Below are 20,886 nucleotides of genomic sequence, written 5' to 3' on the forward strand. Positions count from 1 at the left end.
CAAAACCTATCAACGAAACTTCGTCAAGCGCCATGCGATAAAAAGAGCTGTGGATAAAAGCATCGCGGGCAAGCCCGCTCCCACAGGATGGCGAATACTCCTGTAGGAGCGGGCTTGCCCGCGAATGCAATGGATCAGCCTGTGAATAACTTCAGACGATCATCCACATGTGGATAACTCAGCTCTTCTTGACCTTCTCTGGACGCTTCCAGCCATCAATGTTCTTCTGACGCCCACGTCCGATAGCCAACTGGGATTTATCCACAGTCGAGGTAATGGTCGAACCGGCCGCCGTGGTCGCACCGTCCAGGATATCCACAGGCGCTACCAAGGAGTTGTTGGAACCGATGAACACGTCTTCACCCAGCACGGTTTTCCACTTGTTGGCACCGTCATAGTTGCAGGTAATGGTACCGGCACCAATGTTGGTGCGCGCGCCCACTTCGGCATCGCCCAGATAAGTCAGGTGACCGGCCTTGGCGCCTTCGCCAAGGTGAGCGTTTTTCAACTCGACGAAGTTACCCACATGCGCCCGGGCTTCCAGAACAGTACCTGGACGCAGACGCGCAAACGGGCCGGCATCGCTGCCTTCACCCAGAACGGCACCTTCGATATGGCTGTTGGCCTTGATGACCACGCCTTTGCGCAGGGTGCTGTCCTTGATCACGCAGTTCGGACCGATCACCACGTCGTCTTCGATGACCACTTTGCCTTCGAGGATGACGTTGATATCGATCAGCACATCACGGCCTACGGTCACGTCTCCGCGTACATCGAATCGTGCCGGGTCGCGCAGCGTCACACCTTGAGCCATCAAACGGCGACCGGCGCGCAATTGATAATGCCTTTCCAGTTCCGAAAGCTGCTTGCGATCATTGGCACCCTGCACTTCCATGGCGTCGTGCGGTTGCTCGGTGTCCACCACCAGACCGTCGCTCACGGCCATGGCAATGATGTCGGTCAGGTAGTACTCGCCCTGGGCATTGTTATTGGAGAGTCGACTCATCCAGTCGCCAAGACGGGCAAAAGGCAGCGCCAGAATGCCGGTATTGCCTTCGGTGATTTTGCGTTCGGCTTCGTTGGCATCTTTCTGTTCGACGATGGCCGTCACTTTACCAGCGTCATCACGAACGATGCGGCCGTAACCGGTCGGATCATCCAGTTCGACGGTCAGCAAGCCCAACTGCTGTGGTCCCACCTTTTTAAGCAGGCGCTGCAGGGTGTCGACCTCGATCAACGGCACATCGCCGTAGAGCACCAGTACGGTGTCGGCCTGAATGAACGGCACGGCTTGAGCAACGGCGTGACCGGTACCCAACTGTTTATCCTGCAGGACGAAATTCAGATCATCCGCCGCCAGGCGTTCGCGAACAGCATCGGCACCGTGACCGATCACGACGTGGATGCGCTGTGGATCAAGTTGCCGGGCGCTGTGGATAACATGGCCGAGCATGGAGTTGCCGGCAATCGGGTGCAAGACTTTCGGCAAAGCGGAACGCATGCGCGTGCCTTGGCCAGCAGCGAGAATAACGATTTCAAGAGACATGACTGGCTACCAATCCTGGGTGGTCAGCGGCTGCGACCAGGTTGTAAACATCGGAAAAGAAAAAAGGGTAGCCGAGGCTACCCTTTTTAATCAATCACACAACAAGTACGGCCTTAGTGGCCGAACTTCTTGCGGATCTGCTGGACGGTGCGCAGCTGAGCTGCAGCCTCGGCCAGACGTGCGGCAGCAGAACCGTAATCGAATTCCGCGCCCCGCTCATGCAGGGCCTTCTCGGCAGCCTTGACGGCTTCCTGAGCGGAGGCTTCATCCAGGTCGGCAGCACGTTGCACGGTGTCGGCAAGAACCTTGACCATGTTCGGCTGAACCTCGAGGAAACCACCGGAGATGTAATACACCTCCTCTTCCCCGCCCTGCTTGACCAGGCGGATCGGACCTGGCTTCAGATTAGTGATCAGCGGCGCGTGACCCAGGGCGATACCAAGATCACCCAGTGCACCGTGCGCAATCACCATCTCGACCAGACCGGAAAAGATTTCTCCTTCCGCGCTGACGATATCGCAATGGACTGTCATAGCCATCTGATTGCCTCAACCTAAATTAGCGCCCGTTGCCGGGCGCCGGGATTACAGTTTCTTGGCTTTTTCGATCGCTTCTTCGATGCCGCCAACCATGTAGAACGCTTGTTCTGGCAGGTGGTCGTAGTCACCGTTGAGGATGCCTTTGAAGCCAGCAATGGTGTCTTTCAGGGAAACGTATTTACCCGATGCACCGGTGAAGACTTCAGCCACGAAGAACGGCTGCGACAAGAAGCGCTGGATCTTACGAGCACGGTTTACCAACTGCTTGTCGGCTTCCGACAGCTCGTCCATACCCAGGATCGCAATGATGTCCTTCAGTTCTTTGTAACGCTGCAGAACGTACTGAACGCCGCGAGCGGTGTCGTAGTGGTCCTGGCCGATCACGTTCGGGTCCAGCTGGCGCGAAGTCGAGTCGAGTGGATCGACCGCTGGGTAGATACCCAGGGAAGCGATGTCACGGGACAGAACGACGGTAGCGTCCAAGTGGGCGAAGGTGGTCGCTGGCGACGGGTCGGTCAAGTCATCCGCAGGTACGTATACCGCTTGGATCGAAGTGATCGAACCTTCCTTGGTCGAAGTGATACGTTCTTGCAGAACGCCCATCTCTTCAGCCAGGGTCGGCTGGTAGCCTACTGCGGAAGGCATACGGCCCAGCAGTGCGGATACTTCAGTACCGGCCAAGGTGTAACGATAGATGTTGTCGACGAACAGCAGAACGTCGTTACCTTCGTCACGGAACTTCTCGGCCATGGTCAGGCCGGTCAGTGCTACGCGCAGACGGTTTCCCGGCGGCTCGTTCATCTGACCGTAAACCAGTGCCACTTTGTCCAGAACGTTGGAGTCCTTCATCTCGTGGTAGAAGTCGTTACCCTCACGGGTACGCTCACCCACACCGGCGAACACGGAATAACCGCTGTGCTCGATGGCGATGTTACGGATCAGTTCCATCATGTTTACGGTCTTGCCTACACCGGCACCACCGAACAGACCGACTTTACCGCCTTTGGCGAACGGGCAAACCAGGTCGATAACCTTGATGCCGGTTTCCAGCAGGTCGTTGCCGCCTGCTTGTTCAGCGAACGAAGGCGCTGGACGGTGAATGCCCCAACGCTCTTCAGTAGCGATAGGACCAGCTTCGTCGATCGGGTTGCCCAGAACGTCCATGATCCGGCCCAGAGTCGCTTTACCGACCGGTACGGAGATGGCTGCGCCAGAGTCGACAACGTCCAGACCGCGCTTCAAGCCTTCGGTAGAACCCATCGCAATGGTACGAACCACGCCGTCGCCCAGCTGCTGCTGAACTTCCAGGGTGGTCCCGGCCGCGCTTTGTACAGTCAGCGCGTTGTAGATGCTCGGTACGCTGTCGCGTGGAAATTCCACGTCGATAACGGCGCCGATGATTTGAACGATACGTCCGCTACTCATAGCTGGATCCTCTGAATATTTGAACCGTTAAACCGCGGCAGCGCCGCCGACGATTTCCGAGATCTCTTGGGTGATCGCAGCCTGACGCGCCTTGTTGTAGACCAGCTGCAAATCGCTGATCAAATCACCGGCGTTGTCGGTAGCGTTCTTCATCGCGATCATCCGCGCAGCTTGTTCAGCCGCGTTGTTCTCGACCACCGCCTGGTAGACCTGCGACTCCACGTAACGGACCATCAAGCCGTCCAGCAGCTCCTTGGCATCCGGTTCGTAGAGATAGTCCCAGTGGTGCTTGAGGTCTTGATCCGGGGTCGCCACCAGTGGAATCAACTGCTCCACGGTAGGCTGTTGCGTCATGGTGTTGATGAACTTGTTGGACACCACGGACAGGCGGTCAATACGGCCGTCCAGGTAGGCATCCAGCATCACCTTGACGCTGCCGATCAGATCATTGATCGACGGCTCTTCACCCAGGTGGCTGATAGCTGCAACGACGTTACCGCCGAAGTTACGGAAAAAGGCCGCACCCTTGCTACCAACGACACACAGATCGATCTCGACGCCGTTTTCGCGGTTTACCGCCATGTCCTTGACCAGGGCCTTGAACAGGTTGGTGTTCAAGCCGCCGCACAGACCACGGTCACTGCTCACTACGACATAACCAACACGCTTGATTTCGCGGTCGATCATGAACGGGTGGCGGTATTCCGGGTTGGCGTTGGCCAGATGCCCAATTACCTGGCGGATACGCTCCGCATAAGGACGGCTAGCAGCCATGCGCATTTGTGCCTTGCGCATTTTGCTGACCGCCACTTTTTCCATGGCGCTGGTAATCTTTTGCGTGCTTTTGATGCTCGCAATCTTACTGCGAATCTCTTTTGCGCCTGCCATGTAACACCTATCAGGTTAGCAAGCGGGAGCCTTGCGGCTCCCGCTGCGGCTTACCAGGTTTGGGTGGCCTTGAACTTCTCGATACCGGCTTTCATGCCAGCGTCGATCTCGTCATTGAAGTCACCTTTCACGTTGATCTTCGCCATCAAATCGGCGTGATCGCGGTTGAAGAAAGCAATCAGCGCTTGCTCGAAGCTGCCGATCTTGGCGATTTCAACGTCAGTCAGGAACCCACGCTCAGCGGCATACAGCGACAGCGCCATGTCAGCGATCGACATTGGTGCGTATTGCTTCTGCTTCATCAGCTCGGTAACGCGCTGACCATGCTCAAGTTGCTTACGGGTCGCTTCGTCCAGGTCAGAAGCGAACTGGGCGAATGCCGCCAGTTCACGGTACTGAGCCAGAGCGGTACGGATACCACCGGACAGCTTCTTGATGATCTTGGTCTGAGCGGCACCACCCACACGGGATACCGAAACACCGGCGTTCACTGCAGGGCGGATGCCCGAGTTGAACATGGCCGATTCCAGGAAGATCTGACCGTCGGTGATGGAAATCACGTTGGTCGGAACGAACGCGGAAACGTCGCCAGCCTGGGTTTCGATGATCGGCAGTGCGGTCAGGGAACCGGTTTTGCCGGTCACTGCGCCGTTGGTGAACTTCTCTACGTATTCTTCCGAAACGCGGGATGCGCGCTCCAGCAGACGGGAGTGGAGATAGAACACGTCGCCTGGGTAAGCTTCACGGCCTGGTGGACGGCGCAGCAGCAGGGAAATCTGGCGGTAAGCCACTGCTTGCTTGGACAGATCGTCATAAACGATCAGCGCGTCTTCACCGCGGTCGCGGAAGAATTCACCCATGGTGCAACCGGAGTACGGTGCCAGGAATTGCAGCGCAGGAGATTCCGAAGCACTGGCAGCCACGATGATCGTGTTGGCCAGGGCGCCGTTTTCTTCCAGCTTGCGAACCACGTTGGCGATGGTCGATTGTTTCTGACCGATTGCTACGTAGACGCAGAAAATGCCGCTGTTCTTCTGGTTGATGATCGCGTCGATCGCCAGAGCGGTTTTACCGATCTGACGGTCACCGATGATCAGCTCACGCTGGCCACGGCCGACAGGGATCATGGCATCGACAGCCTTGTAGCCAGTCTGTACAGGCTGGTCTACCGACTTACGCCAGATCACGCCTGGAGCAACTTTCTCGACCGCGTCGGTCTCGGTGTTGCCCAGTGGACCTTTGCCGTCAACAGGGTTACCCAGTGCGTCGACTACGCGACCCAGCAGTTCCTTACCAACCGGAACTTCCAGGATGCGGCCAGTGCACTTGGCGCTCATGCCTTCAGCCAGAGACTGGTATGCGCCCAATACAACGGCACCTACGGAGTCTTGCTCCAGGTTGAGGGCCATACCGAAGACGCCGCCCGGAAACTCGATCATCTCGCCGTACATTACGTCGGCCAGACCGTGAATCCGCACGATACCGTCAGATACGCTGACGACAGTGCCTTCGTTACGGGCTTGGGAGGTCACATCGAGCTTGTCGATGCGGCCCTTGATAATTTCACTTATTTCGGAAGGATTGAGTTGCTGCATTGCTCTGCTGCCCCTTCAAACTCAAGATTTCAATGCTTCGGCAAGTTTCGCGATTTTGCCGCGAATCGAGCCATCGATAACCAGGTCGCCGGCGCGGATGACGACACCACCAATAAGGGCAGCGTCCTCCGCAACTTGCAGGCGCACTTCCCGGTTGAGTCGTGCACTGAGAACCTTGGCGAGTTTGTCTTGCTGTTCTTGGTTCAATGCGAAAGCACTGGTCACTTCAACGTCTACCGACTTCTCTTGTTCGGCCTTGTACAGGTCGAACAGAGCGGCGATCTCCGGCAACAGCGGGAGACGGTCGTTTTCGGCAACGACGTGGATGAAGTTCTGTGCCTTGGCATCAAACTTGTCGCCGCACACGTCAATGAACGTGGCGGCCTTTTCTGCGCTCGTCAGTCGCGGGGCCTTGAGCACGCGCTGCATGGTGTCGTCTTCCGACACCGCTGCAGCCAGGCCGAGCATGGCTGACCAATTGGCCAGTTGCTGGTGGGCCTGAGCGTGCTCGAAGGCCGCCTTAGCGTAAGGTCGGGCCAACGTGGTCAGTTCTGCCATGATCGCCCTCGCTTAGATTTCAGCAGCCAGTTGGTTAACCAGCTCTGCGTGCGCGTTTTGATCGATTGTGGCACCCAGGATCTTCTCGGCGCCGCCGACTGCCAGCAAGCCCACTTGGGCACGCAGCGCGTCTTTGACACTGTTCAGTTCCTGTTCGATCTCGGCCTGAGCCTGAACCTTCACACGGTCAGCGTCGATACGGGCTTTTTCAACAGCCTCTTCGACAATCTGGTTACCGCGTTTCTTGGCTTGCTCGATGATTTCAGCTGCCTGAGCTTTCGCTTCGCGCAGTTGCTGACCCGCTTTCTCTTGGGCCAACTCCAGGTCGCGAGCTGCACGGCTGGCAGCGTCCAGACCATCAGCGATCTTCTTTTGACGTTCGTGCAGTGCCGCAATGACCGGAGGCCATACGAACTTCATGCAGAACAGTACAAAAATCAGGAACGCAACGGACTGGCCAATCAGGGTCGCATTAATGTTCACGCCAACACCTCGCAGTTACGTTGTCCATCACACCAAATTACCCGGAAGATCCGAGTAATTAGCCAGCGATTTGACCAACGAACGGGTTCGCAAAGGTGAAGAACAGAGCGATACCAACACCGATCATGGTTACGGCGTCGAGCAGACCGGCAACGATGAACATTTTAACTTGCAGCATTGGAACCATTTCTGGCTGACGCGCTGCGCCTTCCAGGAACTTGCCGCCCAGCAGGCCGAAACCAATTGCGGTACCCAGTGCGCCCAGGCCGATCAACAGTGCAACAGCGATAGCGGTTAGACCAACTACAGTTTCCATCTTTCCTCCCGACTTTTACGTCGTATGGTTTAGGTTTTTTAGATTAAAGCGGTAAAACAAATCGTTTCAGATGCCCCGTAAGGAGCCCCTTCCCGTTTTACCGGGAAGGACATCAGACTAGTCGAGACTGGTCTTAATGGTTTTCTTCGTGCGCCATCGACAGGTAAACGATGGTCAACATCATGAAGATGAACGCCTGCAGGGTGATGATCAGGATGTGGAACACAGCCCACGCCCACTGCAGAACAACGCCCAGGCCACTAAGCCAGAGCAGACCGCTGCCGAACATCACAGCAATCAGAATGAAGACCAGCTCGCCGGCATACATGTTGCCGAACAGACGCAGAGCCAGGGAGATCGGCTTGGCGATCAGGGTCACGAATTCCAGCAGGAAGTTCACCGGGATCAGCAGCGCCTGAAGGAAGATGTTCTTGCTGCCGAACGGGTGCAGGGTCAGCTCACCGATGAAGCCGCCGAGGCCCTTGATCTTGATGCTGTAGAAAATGATCAGCGCGAACACCGAGAAGGCCATGGCCAGAGTAGCGTTCGGGTCGGTGGTCGACACGGCACGGAACGGGATGTGGTGGTCGCCGGAGATCAGGATGGCCAGTTGAGGAATCCAGTCGACCGGTACCAGGTCGACGGCGTTCATCATGAACACCCAGACGAAGATGGTCAGTGCCAGCGGTGCAACCACTGGGCTACGGCCATGGAAGCTGTCTTTCACGCTGCCATCGACGAATTCGACCAATACTTCAACGAAGTTCTGCAAAGCACCAGGAACACCGGTAGTCGCCTTCTTTGCCGCCATGCGGAAAAGGAGAACGAAAATCAGACCCAATGCGACCGACCAGCCGAGAGTATCGACGTGGAAAGCCCAGAATCCCATTTCCTTGGCTTCTGCTGCGGTGTGGGCAAAGCCCCAGCCGCCGGTAGGGAGCTGACCGAAGGTCAGGTTCTGCAAGTGGTGCTGGATATAGCCCGAAGCGGTTGTTTCTGCCATGGTTGCCTCAAACGCCCTAAGGTCTCGAAAGTCTTGTTCTCATCAGCAGGGGAGCGAACCAGCTGACCGACTGAGTCAGCACGAAGGCACCGAATACTGCAATCGGCGCCAGTGGCTTCACACCTGCAAACACCAGTGCAAACAGCACTGCCGTCAAAATCAGTTTGCCTGCCTCGCCGGCATAAAAAGACCGGACGATGGACTGGGCTGCTCGGGCGCCGGAAAACCGAAATGCCCTGTGAGCGAAATAAACATTGGGTAGCAAGGCTATCAGGCCTCCGCAGAGTCCCGAGTACCCGGCAACGACTCCATATCGGTACCAGAGCGCCAAAGCGGCGATCAGCAACACGACAAATTGAGCCATTAACACCGGAAAAACTGCCAGGCGATGGAAGGGCAGGCGGTTTGGCGTGCGGGTTTCCATCACTTTTACTCTCCAATGGTCGGCTGCCGAAATTCACTAACTTGGCATAATTTGTGCCGACAAAATGCGCGCAGAGTATAGGGGCGGTTCTGCCCCTATTCAACTGTCAGGTAGTGATTTCCGACTGCGCGCTACATGAGGAAATGTTTCAGCGGATATGTGCAAGTACGCCTTGAAGCTCATCCAGGGAGTTGTAGCCAATCACCAACTGCCCTTTACCCTTCTTACCGTGGCGGATCTGCACCGCAGAGCCTAGGCGCTCGGCCAGGCGCTGTTCGAGCCGGGCGATATCCGGGTCCGGTTTTGCCGCTTCAACAGGCTCCGGTTTACCACTCAACCACTGGCGAACCAGTGCCTCGGTTTGGCGCACGGTCAGCCCGCGTGCGACAACATGTCGCGCCCCTTCAACCTGTTGAATTTCCGGTAAACCGAGCAAAGCACGGGCATGACCCATTTCCAGGTCGCCGTGGGACAACATGGTCTTGATGACTTCCGGCAAGGAAATCAGGCGCAACAGGTTGGCCACGGTCACCCGGGACTTGCCCACAGCTTCCGCCACCTGTTGCTGGGTCAGCTGAAACTCCTGCTGCAAACGCTGCAAGGCCACCGCTTCTTCAATCGGGTTCAGGTCTTCGCGCTGGATGTTCTCGATCAGCGCGATGGCGATCGCGGTTTCATCGGGTACATCGCGAACCATCGCCGGGATGGTTTCCTGTCCGGCTTGCTGGCTGGCGCGCCAGCGACGTTCACCGGCAATGATCTCGAAGCGGCCGCTGCCGATCGGGCGAACCACGATGGGCTGCATCACGCCTTGGGCCCTGATCGACTGCGCCAGCTCTTCGAGCGCCTGCGGATCCATGTCACGACGCGGCTGGTACTTGCCGCGCTGGAGCAGATCCAGGGGAAGGTGCTGCAGCTCTCGCTGATCGGCTTGCGCCGCTTGTTCTTCCAGCGAGTTGACAGTCGGACCACTCAACAGAGCATCCAGTCCACGTCCGAGACCTCGTTTCTTGACGGCCATGGGGATTCCTTAAGTTGCCTGAGCAGCGGCGATGCGTGAGTTTTTGCGTTGACGACGAACCATTTCGCCCGCCAATGCCAGGTAGGCAACGGCGCCTCGCGATGCTTTGTCGTACGCCAGCGCCGGCATGCCGTAGCTTGGCGCTTCGGCCAGACGGATGTTACGCGGGATGACGGTGTCGTAGAGCTGCTCGCCGAAGTGTTCCTTGAGCTGCGCCGAGACATCGTTCATCAGGCTCAGGCGCGGATCGTACATCGTACGCAGCAGGCCTTCGACCTTGAGGTTCGGGTTCAGCAGTTCAGAGATACGCTTGATGTTATCCACAAGGTCGCTCAAGCCTTCGAGTGCGAAGTACTCGCACTGCATGGGGATAATTACCCCGTCGGCGGCAACCAGTGCGTTCAAGGTCAGCATCGACAGCGACGGCGGGCAGTCGATCAAAATGTAATCGTAGTTTTCCCGGATCGGCGCCAGCGCGCTGCGCAGACGGCTTTCCTTCATCTGCATTTCCAGCAGAACCACTTCGGCCGCGGTGAGGTCGCGGTTGGCCGGCAACAGCTGGTAGCCACCGTGTTCGGAGAAGTGCATGGCCTGGGCCAGATCACATTCGCCGATCAGCAGATCGTAGACCGAGTTTTCCAGGCCATGTTTATCCACACCGCTACCCATGGTGGCGTTGCCCTGTGGATCAAGGTCGATCAACAGCACCCGGCGCTTGGTCGCGACCAGGGATGCTGCGAGGTTGATGCAGGTGGTGGTTTTGCCCACTCCACCCTTTTGGTTCGCAATCGCGAATACCTTAGCCATTCTTGCTTGTGTTCCCAATCATGCCGTGCGGCGCAGTATCAGCAGATGGCGTTGGCCTTGGCAACCAGGTACGGCCAGGGCGTGTTCGCTATCGAGGTGGAAGTCTGCCGGCAATGCTACCAGCTCATCGGCCGGATGAACGCCCTTCATTGCCAGCCAGCGTGTTTCGCTATCGCCGAGGTGGCGAGTCCAGTTGCTGAAGTTTTCCATGCTGCTGAACGCCCGGGAAATGATCCCGTTGAACGGTTGGGCAGGCTGGAACGCTTCGACGCGACTGTGGATAACTTGCAGGTTATCCAGTTTGAGTTCGAGTTTGACCTGGGTCAGGAAGCGGGTTTTCTTTCCGTTGCTGTCCAGGCAGGTCACCTGGGACTCGGGAAACAGGATCGCCATCGGAATGCCAGGCATGCCGCCGCCACTGCCGACGTCGAGCCAGCGACCGTTTTCGATGAACGACATCACGCTCAGGCTATCGAGCAAGTGACGGGAAACCATTTCGTCCGGATCACGCACGGCGGTGAGGTTGTAAGCCTTGTTCCATTTGATCAACAGGGCCAGGTAACCCAGCAGCTGCGCGTGCTGGGTTTCTGTCAGCGTGACACCGAGTTGGCGAGCACCTGTGGATAACTCTTCTGCGTGTTGCGAAGTGACCAACGAACTCAAGCGCTTTGCTCCAACTGACGGCCCGCGCCGCGTTTTTTCAAATGAATCATCAACAGCGAAATGGCTGCCGGCGTAACGCCCGGGATACGCGAGGCCTGGCCCAAGGTTTCGGGACGGGTCGCGCCGAGCTTGCTCTGGATCTCCTTGGAGAGTCCGGAAATATTCGTGTAATCGATATCCACAGGCAATTTGGTGTCTTCGCTGGCTCGCAGGCGGGCGATTTCATCCTGTTGACGATCGATGTAACCGGCGTACTTGGTCTTGATTTCGACCTGCTCGGCAACCTGTGGATCTTCTGCGCCCCCACCGGTCACGGCGATCAGACCAGCGTAGTCGATTTCCGGACGGCTCAAGAGATTCAGCAGGTTGTATTCGTGGGTCAGTGGCGTACCGAATTTTTCGGCAATGGCATCGCCCTGTTCGGTGCCCGGGCGTACCCAGGTGCTTTTCAGGCGCTGCTCTTCCAGTTCGATGCTTTCGCGTTTTTTGCAGAAAGCCGCCCAGCGCGCGTCATCCACCAGGCCCAGTTCGCGACCTTTTTCGGTCAGGCGCAGGTCGGCGTTGTCTTCACGCAGGATCAAGCGATATTCGGCGCGGGATGTGAACATCCGGTACGGCTCCTGGGTACCAAGGGTAATCAGGTCGTCGACCAAAACGCCGATATAGGCCTCGTCGCGACGCGGGCACCAGGCGTCTTTGCCTTGCGCACGCAGTGCAGCGTTGGTCCCGGCGAGCAAACCCTGGGCACCGGCTTCTTCGTAACCGGTTGTGCCGTTGATTTGCCCGGCGAAGAACAAGCCGCCGATGACTTTGGTTTCCAGGCTGTATTTCAAATCCCGTGGATCGAAGTAGTCGTACTCGATCGCGTAGCCAGGACGCACGATGTGCGCGTTTTCCATGCCGCGGATCGATTGAACGATCTGCAATTGCACGTCGAACGGCAAGCTTGTGGATATCCCATTCGGATACAGCTCATGGGTGGTCAAACCTTCCGGTTCGATGAACACCTGATGGCTTTCCTTGTCGGCGAAGCGATGGATCTTGTCTTCGATCGACGGGCAATAACGCGGGCCGATGCCTTCGATCTCACCGGCAGCGGAATACATCGGCGAACGATCGAGGTTCGCGGCAATGATTTCGTGGGTGCGCGCATTCGTGTGGGTAATCCAGCAACTGACTTGCTTCGGATGCTGCTCTTTGGACCCCATGAACGACATCACCGGGATCGGTGTATCACCTGGTTGCTCGGACATCACCGAGAAATCCACAGACCGGCCGTCGATACGCGGCGGAGTACCGGTTTTCAAACGACCCACACGCAATGGCAGTTCACGCAGCCGGTGAGCCAGCGCGATCGATGGCGGATCACCGGCGCGACCGCCGGAAAAATTCTGCAACCCGATGTGGATAAGTCCACCGAGGAACGTGCCGGTGGTCAACACCACGGAATCGGCGAGGAAACGCAGACCCATTTGCGTGACAACACCACGGACTTGTTCCTGCTCGACGATCAGATCGTCAGCGGCCTGTTGAAATATCCACAGGTTCGGCTGGTTCTCCAGGATTTCGCGGACAGCTGCCTTGTAAAGAACCCGGTCTGCCTGTGCGCGGGTTGCTCGCACGGCCGGGCCTTTGCGGCTGTTCAACACGCGAAACTGGATACCGCCTTTATCGGTAGCCATGGCCATCGCGCCGCCGAGGGCGTCGATTTCCTTGACCAGGTGGCTTTTGCCGATCCCGCCAATGGCCGGGTTGCAACTCATGGCACCGAGGGTTTCCACGTTATGCGTCAGCAACAGGGTTTTAACCCCCATACGTGCTGAGGCCAGTGCTGCCTCGGTACCGGCATGACCGCCGCCGATGACGATCACTTCAAAACGGGAAGGGAAATCCACCACGCACCTCGTGCCTGCTTAAGTAGGTAATTCAGGAATAGTTTGAGCTCAGGTTTTCGGACCTGGTCGACAAGTATAGGGACTTCGCCCTTCCTAAAGAACCCTTTGCACAAAATTTAACCAGCTGTGGAAAAGTCGGAGTTATAGAAATTAAAAAGAAAGAAATTTATTAAATCTTTGTTTTTATGTTTATTTCTATGCACCTTCATTTCTGTGGATAGATTTACACAGCCCTTTGTTTTCAATGTGTACAGAGACTCAAAACCCTGTGTTCATGTACCAATGAGGCCCTTGGATAACCAGTGTAAGCCTGTGGATGAAAGTGGTGGTTATCCACAGAGGCGGTTATGTCCAGTTTTCGAGCCCTGTTATCAACTGACCTTAGCTACGGTTATTCACAGGGCTTAATCCACAGAAAAGCGCCGTTTGCTCGAAATTCGGGCACAGGAATTCCGCTCAAGCAGACGAAGTCCGCTCGGCACTGGAGGTATTTTTCAGAAAAGGAGGGAGCAGACAGGCACAAATGGCCTGTCTGTGAACAACAGGAGGGCTACTTACCGATACAGAAGCTGGAGAAAATTCGCCCCAGCAGATCGTCAGAGCTGAAAGCACCGGTGATTTCACCCAGCGACTGCTGAGCCTGGCGCAAATCCTCGGCCAGCAACTCGCCAGCACCGGCCAGGGTCAATTGGGCACGGCCATGCTCGAGGGCAGCACCGGCATGACGTAGCGCCTCAAGGTGTCGCCGGCGAGCGCTGAAGCTGCTTTCGGACGTTTGTTCATAGCCCATGCAGGCCTTGAGGTGATCACGCAGCAGGTCCAGCCCGACACCACCAGACTTGGCGCTCAGGCTGATGGTGACATGGCCGTCCTCGCTGACCTCCAGGGCAATGGCTTCGCCCGTAAGGTCGGCCTTGTTGCGAATCAGGGTGACTTTCGCGGGATCGGGACGGATTTCGAGAAACTCCGGCCAGAGTGCAAAAGGATCGAGGGCTTCCGGTGCCGTGGCATCGACCACCAGCAATACCCGATCTGCTTCGCCGATGGCTTTCAAGGCACGCTCGACGCCGATCTTTTCCACATGATCATCGGTATCGCGCAGACCAGCGGTATCCACGACGTGCAGCGGCATGCCATCGATGTGGATATGTTCACGAAGCACGTCACGGGTGGTGCCGGCAATTTCGGTCACGATCGCCGCTTCACGCCCGGCCAGGGCGTTGAGCAGGCTGGATTTGCCGGCATTCGGACGACCGGCAATGACCACGGTCATGCCATCACGCAGTAACGCACCCTGCCCGGCTTCGCGGATGACGGTGGATAACTCGTCGCGCACTTTGTCGAGCATGCTCAAGACGTGGCCATCGGCGAGGAAGTCGATTTCCTCTTCCGGAAAATCGATGGCCGCTTCGACATAGATGCGCAGGCCGATCAGCTGTTCGGTGAGGTTATGCACACGTGACGAGAAAGCCCCCTGCAGGGAGCGCAATGCGTTTCGCGCAGCCTGGGCGGAACTGGCTTCAATCAGGTCGGCAATGGCTTCGGCCTGGGCGAGGTCCAGTTTGTCGTTGAGGAAGGCGCGCTCACTGAATTCCCCCGGTCGGGCGAGACGGCAACCCAGTTCCAGGCAGCGCTTGAGCAGCATATCCAGAACAATCGGACCGCCATGGCCTTGCAGCTCCAGCACATCTTCGCCAGTGAACGAGTTTGGGCCGGGGAAATACAGGGCAATGCCCTGGTCCAGCACCTCGTCGTTTTCACTGAAGAACGGACCGTAGTGAGCAAATCGCGGCTTGAGCTCGCGCCCACTGAAGGCCTTGGCCGCAACGCTGGCCAACGGCCCGGAAATACGCACGATGCCTACACCGCCACGACCTTGAGCGGTGGCGACGGCTGCAATGGTTTCACGAGGAACGCTCATAAACCGGTATCCAGACAAAAGTGACAGATAGCAAAACGCCCCACTAGGGGGCGTTTTGAGTGGTTATTCACAGTGTAAATCAGGCAGCTGCTTTGGTAGCCGCTTCGATCTTACGTGTGATGTACCACTGTTGGGCGATCGACAGGCAGTTGTTCACTACCCAGTACAGCACCAGACCAGCCGGGAACCACAGGAAGAAGAAGGTGAAGATGATTGGCATCAGCTTCATCACCTTGGCCTGCATCGGATCTGGAGGAGTCGGGTTCAGCTGCTGCTGGATGAACATGGTTGCACCCATGATGATCGGCAGAATGAAGAACGGATCCTTGATCGACAGGTCAGTAATCCACAGCATGAATGGAGCCTGACGCATCTCGACGCTTTCCAGCAGAACCCAGTACAGCGAGAGGAAAACCGGCATCTGCACGAGGATTGGCAAGCAACCACCCAGCGGATTGATCTTCTCTTTCTTGTACAGCTCCATCATGGATTGCGACATTTTCTGCCGGTCATCGCCATGTTGCTCTTTCAGCGCAGCCAGTTTCGGTGCCACTGCACGCATGCGCGCCATGGATTTGTAGCTGGCAGCCGACAGCGGGAAGAAGATTCCTTTGATCAGCATGGTCAGGAAGATGATCGACCAGCCCCAGTTACCCACAATGGCGTGGATATGTTGCAGCAACCAGAAGATCGGTTGGGCGATGAACCACAAAATGCCGTAGTCGACCGTCAGTTCCAGACCTGGGGACAACTCTTTGAGCACAGCCTGGCTTTTCGGACCTGCGTACAGAACAGCGCTGGTCTCAGCCTTGGCACCCGGTGCAACACTCATCGATGGGCCGGTGAAGCCGATGATGTAGTTGCCTTTGCTGTCTTTACGGGTCTGGACGATGTTGTTTTCGCCCTTGGCCGGAATCCATGCGGTCACGAAGTAGTGCTGCAACCAGGCAACCCAACCGCCAGTGACGGTTTCTTTCAACGGCGCCTTGTCCATGTCCTTCATGGACACTTTCTTGTACGGCTCGGAACTTGTCCACAGGGCGGCGCCCAGGTAAGTCGCGGTGCCGGTAGCCGTGGTCGACGAAGGATCGGCGCTGGCGTCGCGCTTCAACTGGGCGAACATCGCACCGGTCCAGGGCTGGGCGCTCTGGTTGTCGATCAGGTAGGAAACGGTTACGTCATACAGGCCGCGTTTCAGGGAGAAACGCTTGATGTAGTTGACGCCGTCCTTGCTGAACTTCAGGTCCACGACCAATTGGTCCTGACCGTCAGCCAGCTGATAAACCTTCTTCTCCGAGGAATAAACCGGACGACCGGCCGGATTTGCATCCGGACCGTTGGTGCCGATCAGACCACTTTGCGCCAGATAAGTACGTTCGCCGCCGTTATCAAACAGCTGGAACGGAATTTCCGGGTGATCCTGACGACGCGGATACAGCGGCAGGGTCAGCTGGGCAACATCGCCACCTTGTGGGTCGACAGCCAGGTCCAGTACATCCGTTTTGATCTGGATGAGGTCCTTGCTCACAGCCACCGGCGTTTCGGCAGGTGCGCTGGTGTCGCTTGCAGCACGTGGAATGTCGTCACTGGCAGAAGCGTTGGAGCCAGATGCCGTATCCGGCAGGCCCGATGCAGTCGTATTGGTGGCAACATTCTGAGTCGGCAGGGCAGCCTGGCCATAGTCCTGGTTCCATTTAAGAACCATAACGTAGGACACGATTGCCAGGGCGACGATCAGGATCGTGCGTTTGATATCCATGATTACTCGGCCATCGAAGAAGAACGGGAGGTAGGGATAGGTGGAACCGGGTCATAACCACCGGGATTCCACGGATGACAGCGACCTAAACGACGAAAGGTCAGCCAGCCACCGCGAAGAAGGCCATGATTTTCGATGGCTTCTAACGCGTAGCAGGAACAACTGGGGTAGAAACGACAGTGGCTGGCCATCAGGGGACTAATGGCATAGCGATAAAACTGGATCGGAACGAGTGCCAGTTTACGCATCTGGACTGTCTACCCCTACAGTTTCGGTTTTGACTGCTGGTACCGGCGAACTGCGAGCCAGTCGTTTCCAGAGTTTGCCGAAATGCTGAATCAATTCGGGGTTTTCTACGTCGCCCAAACCTTTGCGCGCGACGATAACAATGTCCCAACCGACCAGAGAATCCTGGTTCAGGCGAAACGATTCGCGCATCAGACGTTTGAGGCGATTGCGCTCGACGGAGAGCTTTACGCTCTTTTTCCCGATAACCAACCCGAGACGGGGGTGATCAAGATCGTTGTTGCGCGCAAGGAGCAGGAGATTTTTCCCCGGAACTTTGCCGGTAGGGGAGTCAAAGACTGCCTTGAATTGCCGGGGGGTAAGCAGACGCTTTTCCCGACTGAAGTCCTGACTCACCTCCAGCGCCGGATTATCAAACTGCCAGACGCGCACGACCTTTGGCGCGACGACGCGACAGGACGGCACGACCGTTCTTGGTAGCCATGCGAGCACGGAAACCGTGGGTACGAGCGCGTTTGATAGTGCTTGGTTGGAAAGTACGTTTCATTGTCGTGTTACCTGGTTCGTCCACAACGGGCCGGAATGGCCCCCGTTTTAAGAGACCGGGGATTCTAGAGAAAGCAAGCCTTCAGGTCAATTTCCAACCAACGTTTCCTTATAAATAGATCTTCAAAGGCTTTTCAGCGTTTGCTCCTTGCGTAGATATAAAAATAAGAAAGGAAAGTATTTAAAGCTTTTCTGTAAAGCTTATAAAAGCTAGGCCCGCACCCTTCTGTGGATAAGTCGATTCAGCCCTTGTGTTACCTGATGTACAGAGAATGACAACTACAGTGGAAAACAGTGTTCAGCCTGTGCTGCGCTGTCGGATAACCTGTGTGTGAAAGGTCACCTTATCCACAGGCCGGTTATCCACCGAGTTTCGCCCCCACTTGTGCAATGACCTTAACCCCGGTTATCCACAGAGCTTATACACAGACCACTGGTCGCCTTTTTTGCGTATGAAAGGGTGATTCTTCTTGGTGGATGAACCACCTTCGTGTGGATAAGTCGGCGTCTGGTCGCTACAATGGCCGCTTGTTTTTGCCTCACCGGCTTTCAACTTAGGGGATATCCGTGTCAGTGGAACTTTGGCAGCAGTGCGTGGAGCTTCTGCGCGATGAGCTGCCTGCCCAACAATTCAACACTTGGATCCGTCCACTACAGGTCGAAGCCGAAGGCGACGAGTTGCGTGTCTATGCGCCCAATCGTTTTGTTCTGGACTGGGTCAACGAAAAGTACCTGGGGCGTGTTCTCGAATTGCTCGATGAACACGGCAATGGCATGGCGCCTGCGCTTTCCCTATTAATAGGCAGCAAACGCAGTTCGGCACCCCGTGCCGCGCCCAATGCTCCCCTGGCTGCCGCGGCTTCCCAGGCGCAGGCTGCTCAAGCGCCCGCCAGTCCGCCGCCGGCACCTGCTGCAGCGTCGACCAAGCGTGCGACGCAAAAAGTGGCTGAGGTCACCGAGGAAGAACCTTCCCGTGACAGCTTCGACCCAATGGCCGGTGCCAGTTCGCAACAGGCTCCGGTTCGTGCCGAACAACGTACCGTGCAGGTCGAAGGTGCGCTCAAGCACACCAGTTATCTGAACCGCACCTTTACCTTTGAGAATTTCGTTGAAGGTAAATCCAACCAGCTGGCGCGCGCCGCCGCCTGGCAGGTGGCTGACAACCCCAAGCACGGTTACAACCCGCTCTTCCTTTATGGTGGCGTCGGCCTGGGTAAAACCCACTTGATGCACGCTGTGGGTAACCATCTATTAAAGAAGAACCCGAATGCCAAGGTCGTATACCTGCATTCCGAGCGTTTCGTGGCGGACATGGTCAAGGCCCTGCAACTGAACGCGATCAACGAGTTCAAACGCTTCTACCGTTCGGTGGATGCGTTGCTGATCGATGACATTCAGTTCTTCGCCCGCAAGGAGCGTTCCCAGGAAGAGTTTTTCCACACGTTCAACGCCCTGCTCGAAGGTGGCCAGCAGGTCATTCTCACCAGTGACCGCTACCCGAAGGAAATCGAAGGCCTTGAAGAGCGCCTCAAATCCCGCTTTGGCTGGGGCCTGACCGTAGCGGTCGAGCCGCCGGAGCTGGAAACCCGCGTGGCGATCCTGATGAAAAAGGCCGATCAGGCCAAAGTCGAACTGCCTCACGACGCCGCGTTCTTCATTGCCCAGCGCATTCGCTCCAACGTCCGTGAGCTGGAAGGCGCGCTCAAGCGCGTGATCGCCCACTCGCACTTCATGGGCCGCGATATCACCATCGAGCTGATTCGCGAATCCCTTAAGGACTTGTTGGCGTTGCAGGATAAACTGGTCTCTGTGGATAACATTCAGCGCACTGTCGCCGAGTACTACAAGATCAAGATCTCCGACTTGCTGTCCAAACGCCGTTCGCGTTCGGTCGCTCGTCCGCGTCAGGTCGCCATGGCGTTGTCCAAGGAACTGACCAACCACAGCCTGCCGGAAATCGGCGATGTGTTTGGCGGTCGCGACCATACAACGGTCTTGCACGCGTGCCGCAAGATCAACGAACTTAAGGAATCCGACGCGGACATCCGCGAGGACTACAAGAACCTGCTGCGTACGCTGACCACTTGATGAACACCAGCGCAGCTTATTAAGGCAAGGGACTAGACCATGCATTTCACCATTCAACGCGAAGCCCTGTTGAAACCCCTGCAACTGGTCGCAGGCGTCGTCGAACGCCGACAGACCTTGCCGGTACTTTCCAACGTGCTGCTGGTTGTCGAAGGCCAGCAATTGTCGCTGACCGGTACCGACCTGGAAGTCGAGCTGGTTGGTCGTGTTCAACTCGAAGAGCCGGCGGATCCGGGTTCCATCACCGTGCCAGCGCGCAAGCTGATGGACATCTGCAAAAGCCTGCCGAACGATGCGCTGATCGACATCAAGGTCGACGAGCAGAAGCTTGTGGTCAAGGCCGGCCGTAGCCGCTTCACCCTGTCGACACTGCCGGCCAACGATTTCCCTACCGTGGAAGAAGGCCCGGGTTCGCTGACCTGCAGTCTGGAGCAAAGCAAGCTGCGCCGTCTGATCGAGCGCACCAGCTTCGCCATGGCCCAGCAGGACGTGCGTTACTACCTCAACGGCATGCTGCTGGAAGTCTCCGCTGGCGTGATCCGCGCCGTAGCCACCGACGGTCACCGTCTGGCCATGTGCTCGATGCAGGCCGATATCGGTCAGCCGGATCGTCACCAGGTCATCGTGCCGCGCAAAGGTATCCTCGAACTGGCACGCCTGCTTACCGAGCCGGACGGCAATGTCAGCATCGTGCTGGGTCAGCATCACATCCGCGCCACCACCGGTGAGTTCACCTTCACTTCGAAACTGGTCGACGGCAAATTCCCGGACTACGAGCGTGTGCTGCCTAAAGGTGGCGACAAGCTGGTACTTGGCGATCGCCAGGCTCTGCGCGAAGCGTTTAGCCGTACCGCGATTCTGTCCAACGAGAAGTACCGTGGTATCCGTCTGCAACTGGCCAGCGGTCAGCTGAAGATCCAGGCGAACAACCCGGAGCAGGAAGAAGCGGAAGAAGAAGTGGGCGTTGAATACAACGGCGGCTCTCTGGAAATCGGCTTCAACGTGAGCTACCTGCTCGACGTACTGGGCGTGATGACCACCGAGCAGGTTCGTCTGATCCTGTCCGACTCCAACAGCAGCGCGCTGGTGCAGGAATCGGATAACGACGACTCGGCCTACGTTGTCATGCCGATGCGTCTGTAATCATGCTCAGCAGAAGCTAG

General features: G+C 56.9%; 21 protein-coding genes. 2 read left to right on the forward strand and 19 right to left on the reverse strand.

The genetic code is table 11. The features are described from left to right. Window positions 1-178: 178 nt before the first annotated feature. From glmU to rpmH, 19 genes are all read right to left on the reverse strand, one after another. Window positions 179-1,546: a bifunctional UDP-N-acetylglucosamine diphosphorylase/glucosamine-1-phosphate N-acetyltransferase GlmU gene (gene glmU / locus KGA96_RS02645; protein ID WP_223465167.1), complete on the reverse strand. Its 1,368-nt coding sequence runs from the start codon at window positions 1,544-1,546 to the stop codon at window positions 179-181. Window positions 1,547-1,659: 113 nt separating this feature from the next. Continuing rightward, complete coding sequence (locus KGA96_RS02650) at window positions 1,660-2,085, reverse strand: F0F1 ATP synthase subunit epsilon (protein ID WP_007969909.1); 426 nt, start codon at window positions 2,083-2,085, stop codon at window positions 1,660-1,662. Between the two features lie 45 nt (window positions 2,086-2,130). Next, window positions 2,131-3,510 carry a F0F1 ATP synthase subunit beta gene (gene atpD, locus KGA96_RS02655; protein WP_008045671.1) on the reverse strand — a complete coding sequence of 460 codons (1,380 nt, stop codon included), beginning with the start codon at window positions 3,508-3,510 and terminating at the stop codon, window positions 2,131-2,133. Window positions 3,511-3,537: 27 nt separating this feature from the next. Continuing rightward, complete coding sequence (atpG, locus tag KGA96_RS02660; RefSeq protein WP_008045673.1) at window positions 3,538-4,398, reverse strand: F0F1 ATP synthase subunit gamma; 861 nt, start codon at window positions 4,396-4,398, stop codon at window positions 3,538-3,540. 50 nt (window positions 4,399-4,448) lie between these two features. After that, window positions 4,449-5,993, reverse strand: a complete 1,545-nt coding sequence (gene atpA / locus KGA96_RS02665) for a F0F1 ATP synthase subunit alpha (protein WP_030132553.1) — start codon at window positions 5,991-5,993, stop codon at window positions 4,449-4,451. Window positions 5,994-6,014: 21 nt separating this feature from the next. Further along, window positions 6,015-6,551, reverse strand: coding sequence for a F0F1 ATP synthase subunit delta (locus KGA96_RS02670; protein ID WP_008045680.1), 537 nt, complete (start codon window positions 6,549-6,551; stop codon window positions 6,015-6,017). Between the two features lie 12 nt (window positions 6,552-6,563). Then, window positions 6,564-7,034, reverse strand: coding sequence for a F0F1 ATP synthase subunit B (locus KGA96_RS02675; protein ID WP_008064601.1), 471 nt, complete (start codon window positions 7,032-7,034; stop codon window positions 6,564-6,566). Between the two features lie 58 nt (window positions 7,035-7,092). Next, on the reverse strand, window positions 7,093-7,350 hold the full coding sequence (gene atpE, locus KGA96_RS02680; protein WP_003097235.1) for a F0F1 ATP synthase subunit C: 258 nt from the start codon (window positions 7,348-7,350) through the stop codon (window positions 7,093-7,095). Between the two features lie 133 nt (window positions 7,351-7,483). Continuing rightward, the gene (gene atpB, locus KGA96_RS02685) at window positions 7,484-8,353 is read right to left on the reverse strand and encodes a F0F1 ATP synthase subunit A (protein ID WP_046038787.1); all 870 of its coding nucleotides are present in this window, start codon (window positions 8,351-8,353) and stop codon (window positions 7,484-7,486) included. A 16-nt stretch (window positions 8,354-8,369) separates the two neighbouring features. Further along, window positions 8,370-8,777 carry a F0F1 ATP synthase subunit I gene (locus tag KGA96_RS02690; RefSeq protein WP_008045685.1) on the reverse strand — a complete coding sequence of 136 codons (408 nt, stop codon included), beginning with the start codon at window positions 8,775-8,777 and terminating at the stop codon, window positions 8,370-8,372. 148 nt (window positions 8,778-8,925) lie between these two features. Continuing rightward, window positions 8,926-9,798 (reverse strand): ParB/RepB/Spo0J family partition protein, encoded by an 873-nt coding sequence (locus KGA96_RS02695; protein ID WP_223511509.1) that lies wholly within the window; start codon window positions 9,796-9,798, stop codon window positions 8,926-8,928. 9 nt (window positions 9,799-9,807) lie between these two features. After that, window positions 9,808-10,605: a ParA family protein gene (locus tag KGA96_RS02700; protein WP_046038783.1), complete on the reverse strand. Its 798-nt coding sequence runs from the start codon at window positions 10,603-10,605 to the stop codon at window positions 9,808-9,810. An 18-nt stretch (window positions 10,606-10,623) separates the two neighbouring features. Continuing rightward, entirely contained in the window at window positions 10,624-11,268 is a 645-nt protein-coding gene (gene rsmG / locus KGA96_RS02705; RefSeq protein WP_223465165.1) for a 16S rRNA (guanine(527)-N(7))-methyltransferase RsmG, read from the reverse strand. After that, entirely contained in the window at window positions 11,265-13,163 is a 1,899-nt protein-coding gene (gene mnmG, locus KGA96_RS02710; RefSeq protein ID WP_046038780.1) for a tRNA uridine-5-carboxymethylaminomethyl(34) synthesis enzyme MnmG, read from the reverse strand. The genes rsmG and mnmG overlap by 4 nt, the downstream gene beginning before the upstream one ends. Before the next feature lie 550 nt (window positions 13,164-13,713). Further along, window positions 13,714-15,084: a tRNA uridine-5-carboxymethylaminomethyl(34) synthesis GTPase MnmE gene (gene mnmE / locus KGA96_RS02715; RefSeq protein WP_223511511.1), complete on the reverse strand. Its 1,371-nt coding sequence runs from the start codon at window positions 15,082-15,084 to the stop codon at window positions 13,714-13,716. Window positions 15,085-15,163: 79 nt separating this feature from the next. After that, window positions 15,164-16,843 (reverse strand): membrane protein insertase YidC, encoded by a 1,680-nt coding sequence (gene yidC / locus KGA96_RS02720; protein ID WP_046038776.1) that lies wholly within the window; start codon window positions 16,841-16,843, stop codon window positions 15,164-15,166. Between the two features lie 2 nt (window positions 16,844-16,845). Continuing rightward, on the reverse strand, window positions 16,846-17,091 hold the full coding sequence (gene yidD / locus KGA96_RS02725; RefSeq protein WP_010207715.1) for a membrane protein insertion efficiency factor YidD: 246 nt from the start codon (window positions 17,089-17,091) through the stop codon (window positions 16,846-16,848). Further along, the gene (gene rnpA, locus KGA96_RS02730; protein WP_056727027.1) at window positions 17,084-17,485 is read right to left on the reverse strand and encodes a ribonuclease P protein component; all 402 of its coding nucleotides are present in this window, start codon (window positions 17,483-17,485) and stop codon (window positions 17,084-17,086) included. Before rnpA ends, yidD begins: the two co-directional genes overlap by 8 nt. Before the next feature lie 16 nt (window positions 17,486-17,501). Then, entirely contained in the window at window positions 17,502-17,636 is a 135-nt protein-coding gene (rpmH, locus tag KGA96_RS02735) for a 50S ribosomal protein L34 (RefSeq protein WP_003213577.1), read from the reverse strand. 566 nt (window positions 17,637-18,202) lie between these two features. On the opposite strand from rpmH, the gene dnaA reads away from it, so the two are divergent. Together dnaA and dnaN are read left to right on the forward strand one after the other, a co-directional pair. Next, the gene (dnaA, locus tag KGA96_RS02740) at window positions 18,203-19,723 is read left to right on the forward strand and encodes a chromosomal replication initiator protein DnaA (protein WP_046038773.1); all 1,521 of its coding nucleotides are present in this window, start codon (window positions 18,203-18,205) and stop codon (window positions 19,721-19,723) included. A gap of 39 nt (window positions 19,724-19,762) precedes the next feature. Further along, window positions 19,763-20,866: a DNA polymerase III subunit beta gene (gene dnaN, locus KGA96_RS02745; protein ID WP_007969885.1), complete on the forward strand. Its 1,104-nt coding sequence runs from the start codon at window positions 19,763-19,765 to the stop codon at window positions 20,864-20,866. Window positions 20,867-20,886 lie beyond the last annotated feature (20 nt).

Source organism: Pseudomonas sp. GL-R-26 (assembly GCF_019947365.1).
In the GTDB taxonomy this organism is placed as follows: Bacteria; Pseudomonadota; Gammaproteobacteria; order Pseudomonadales; family Pseudomonadaceae; genus Aquipseudomonas.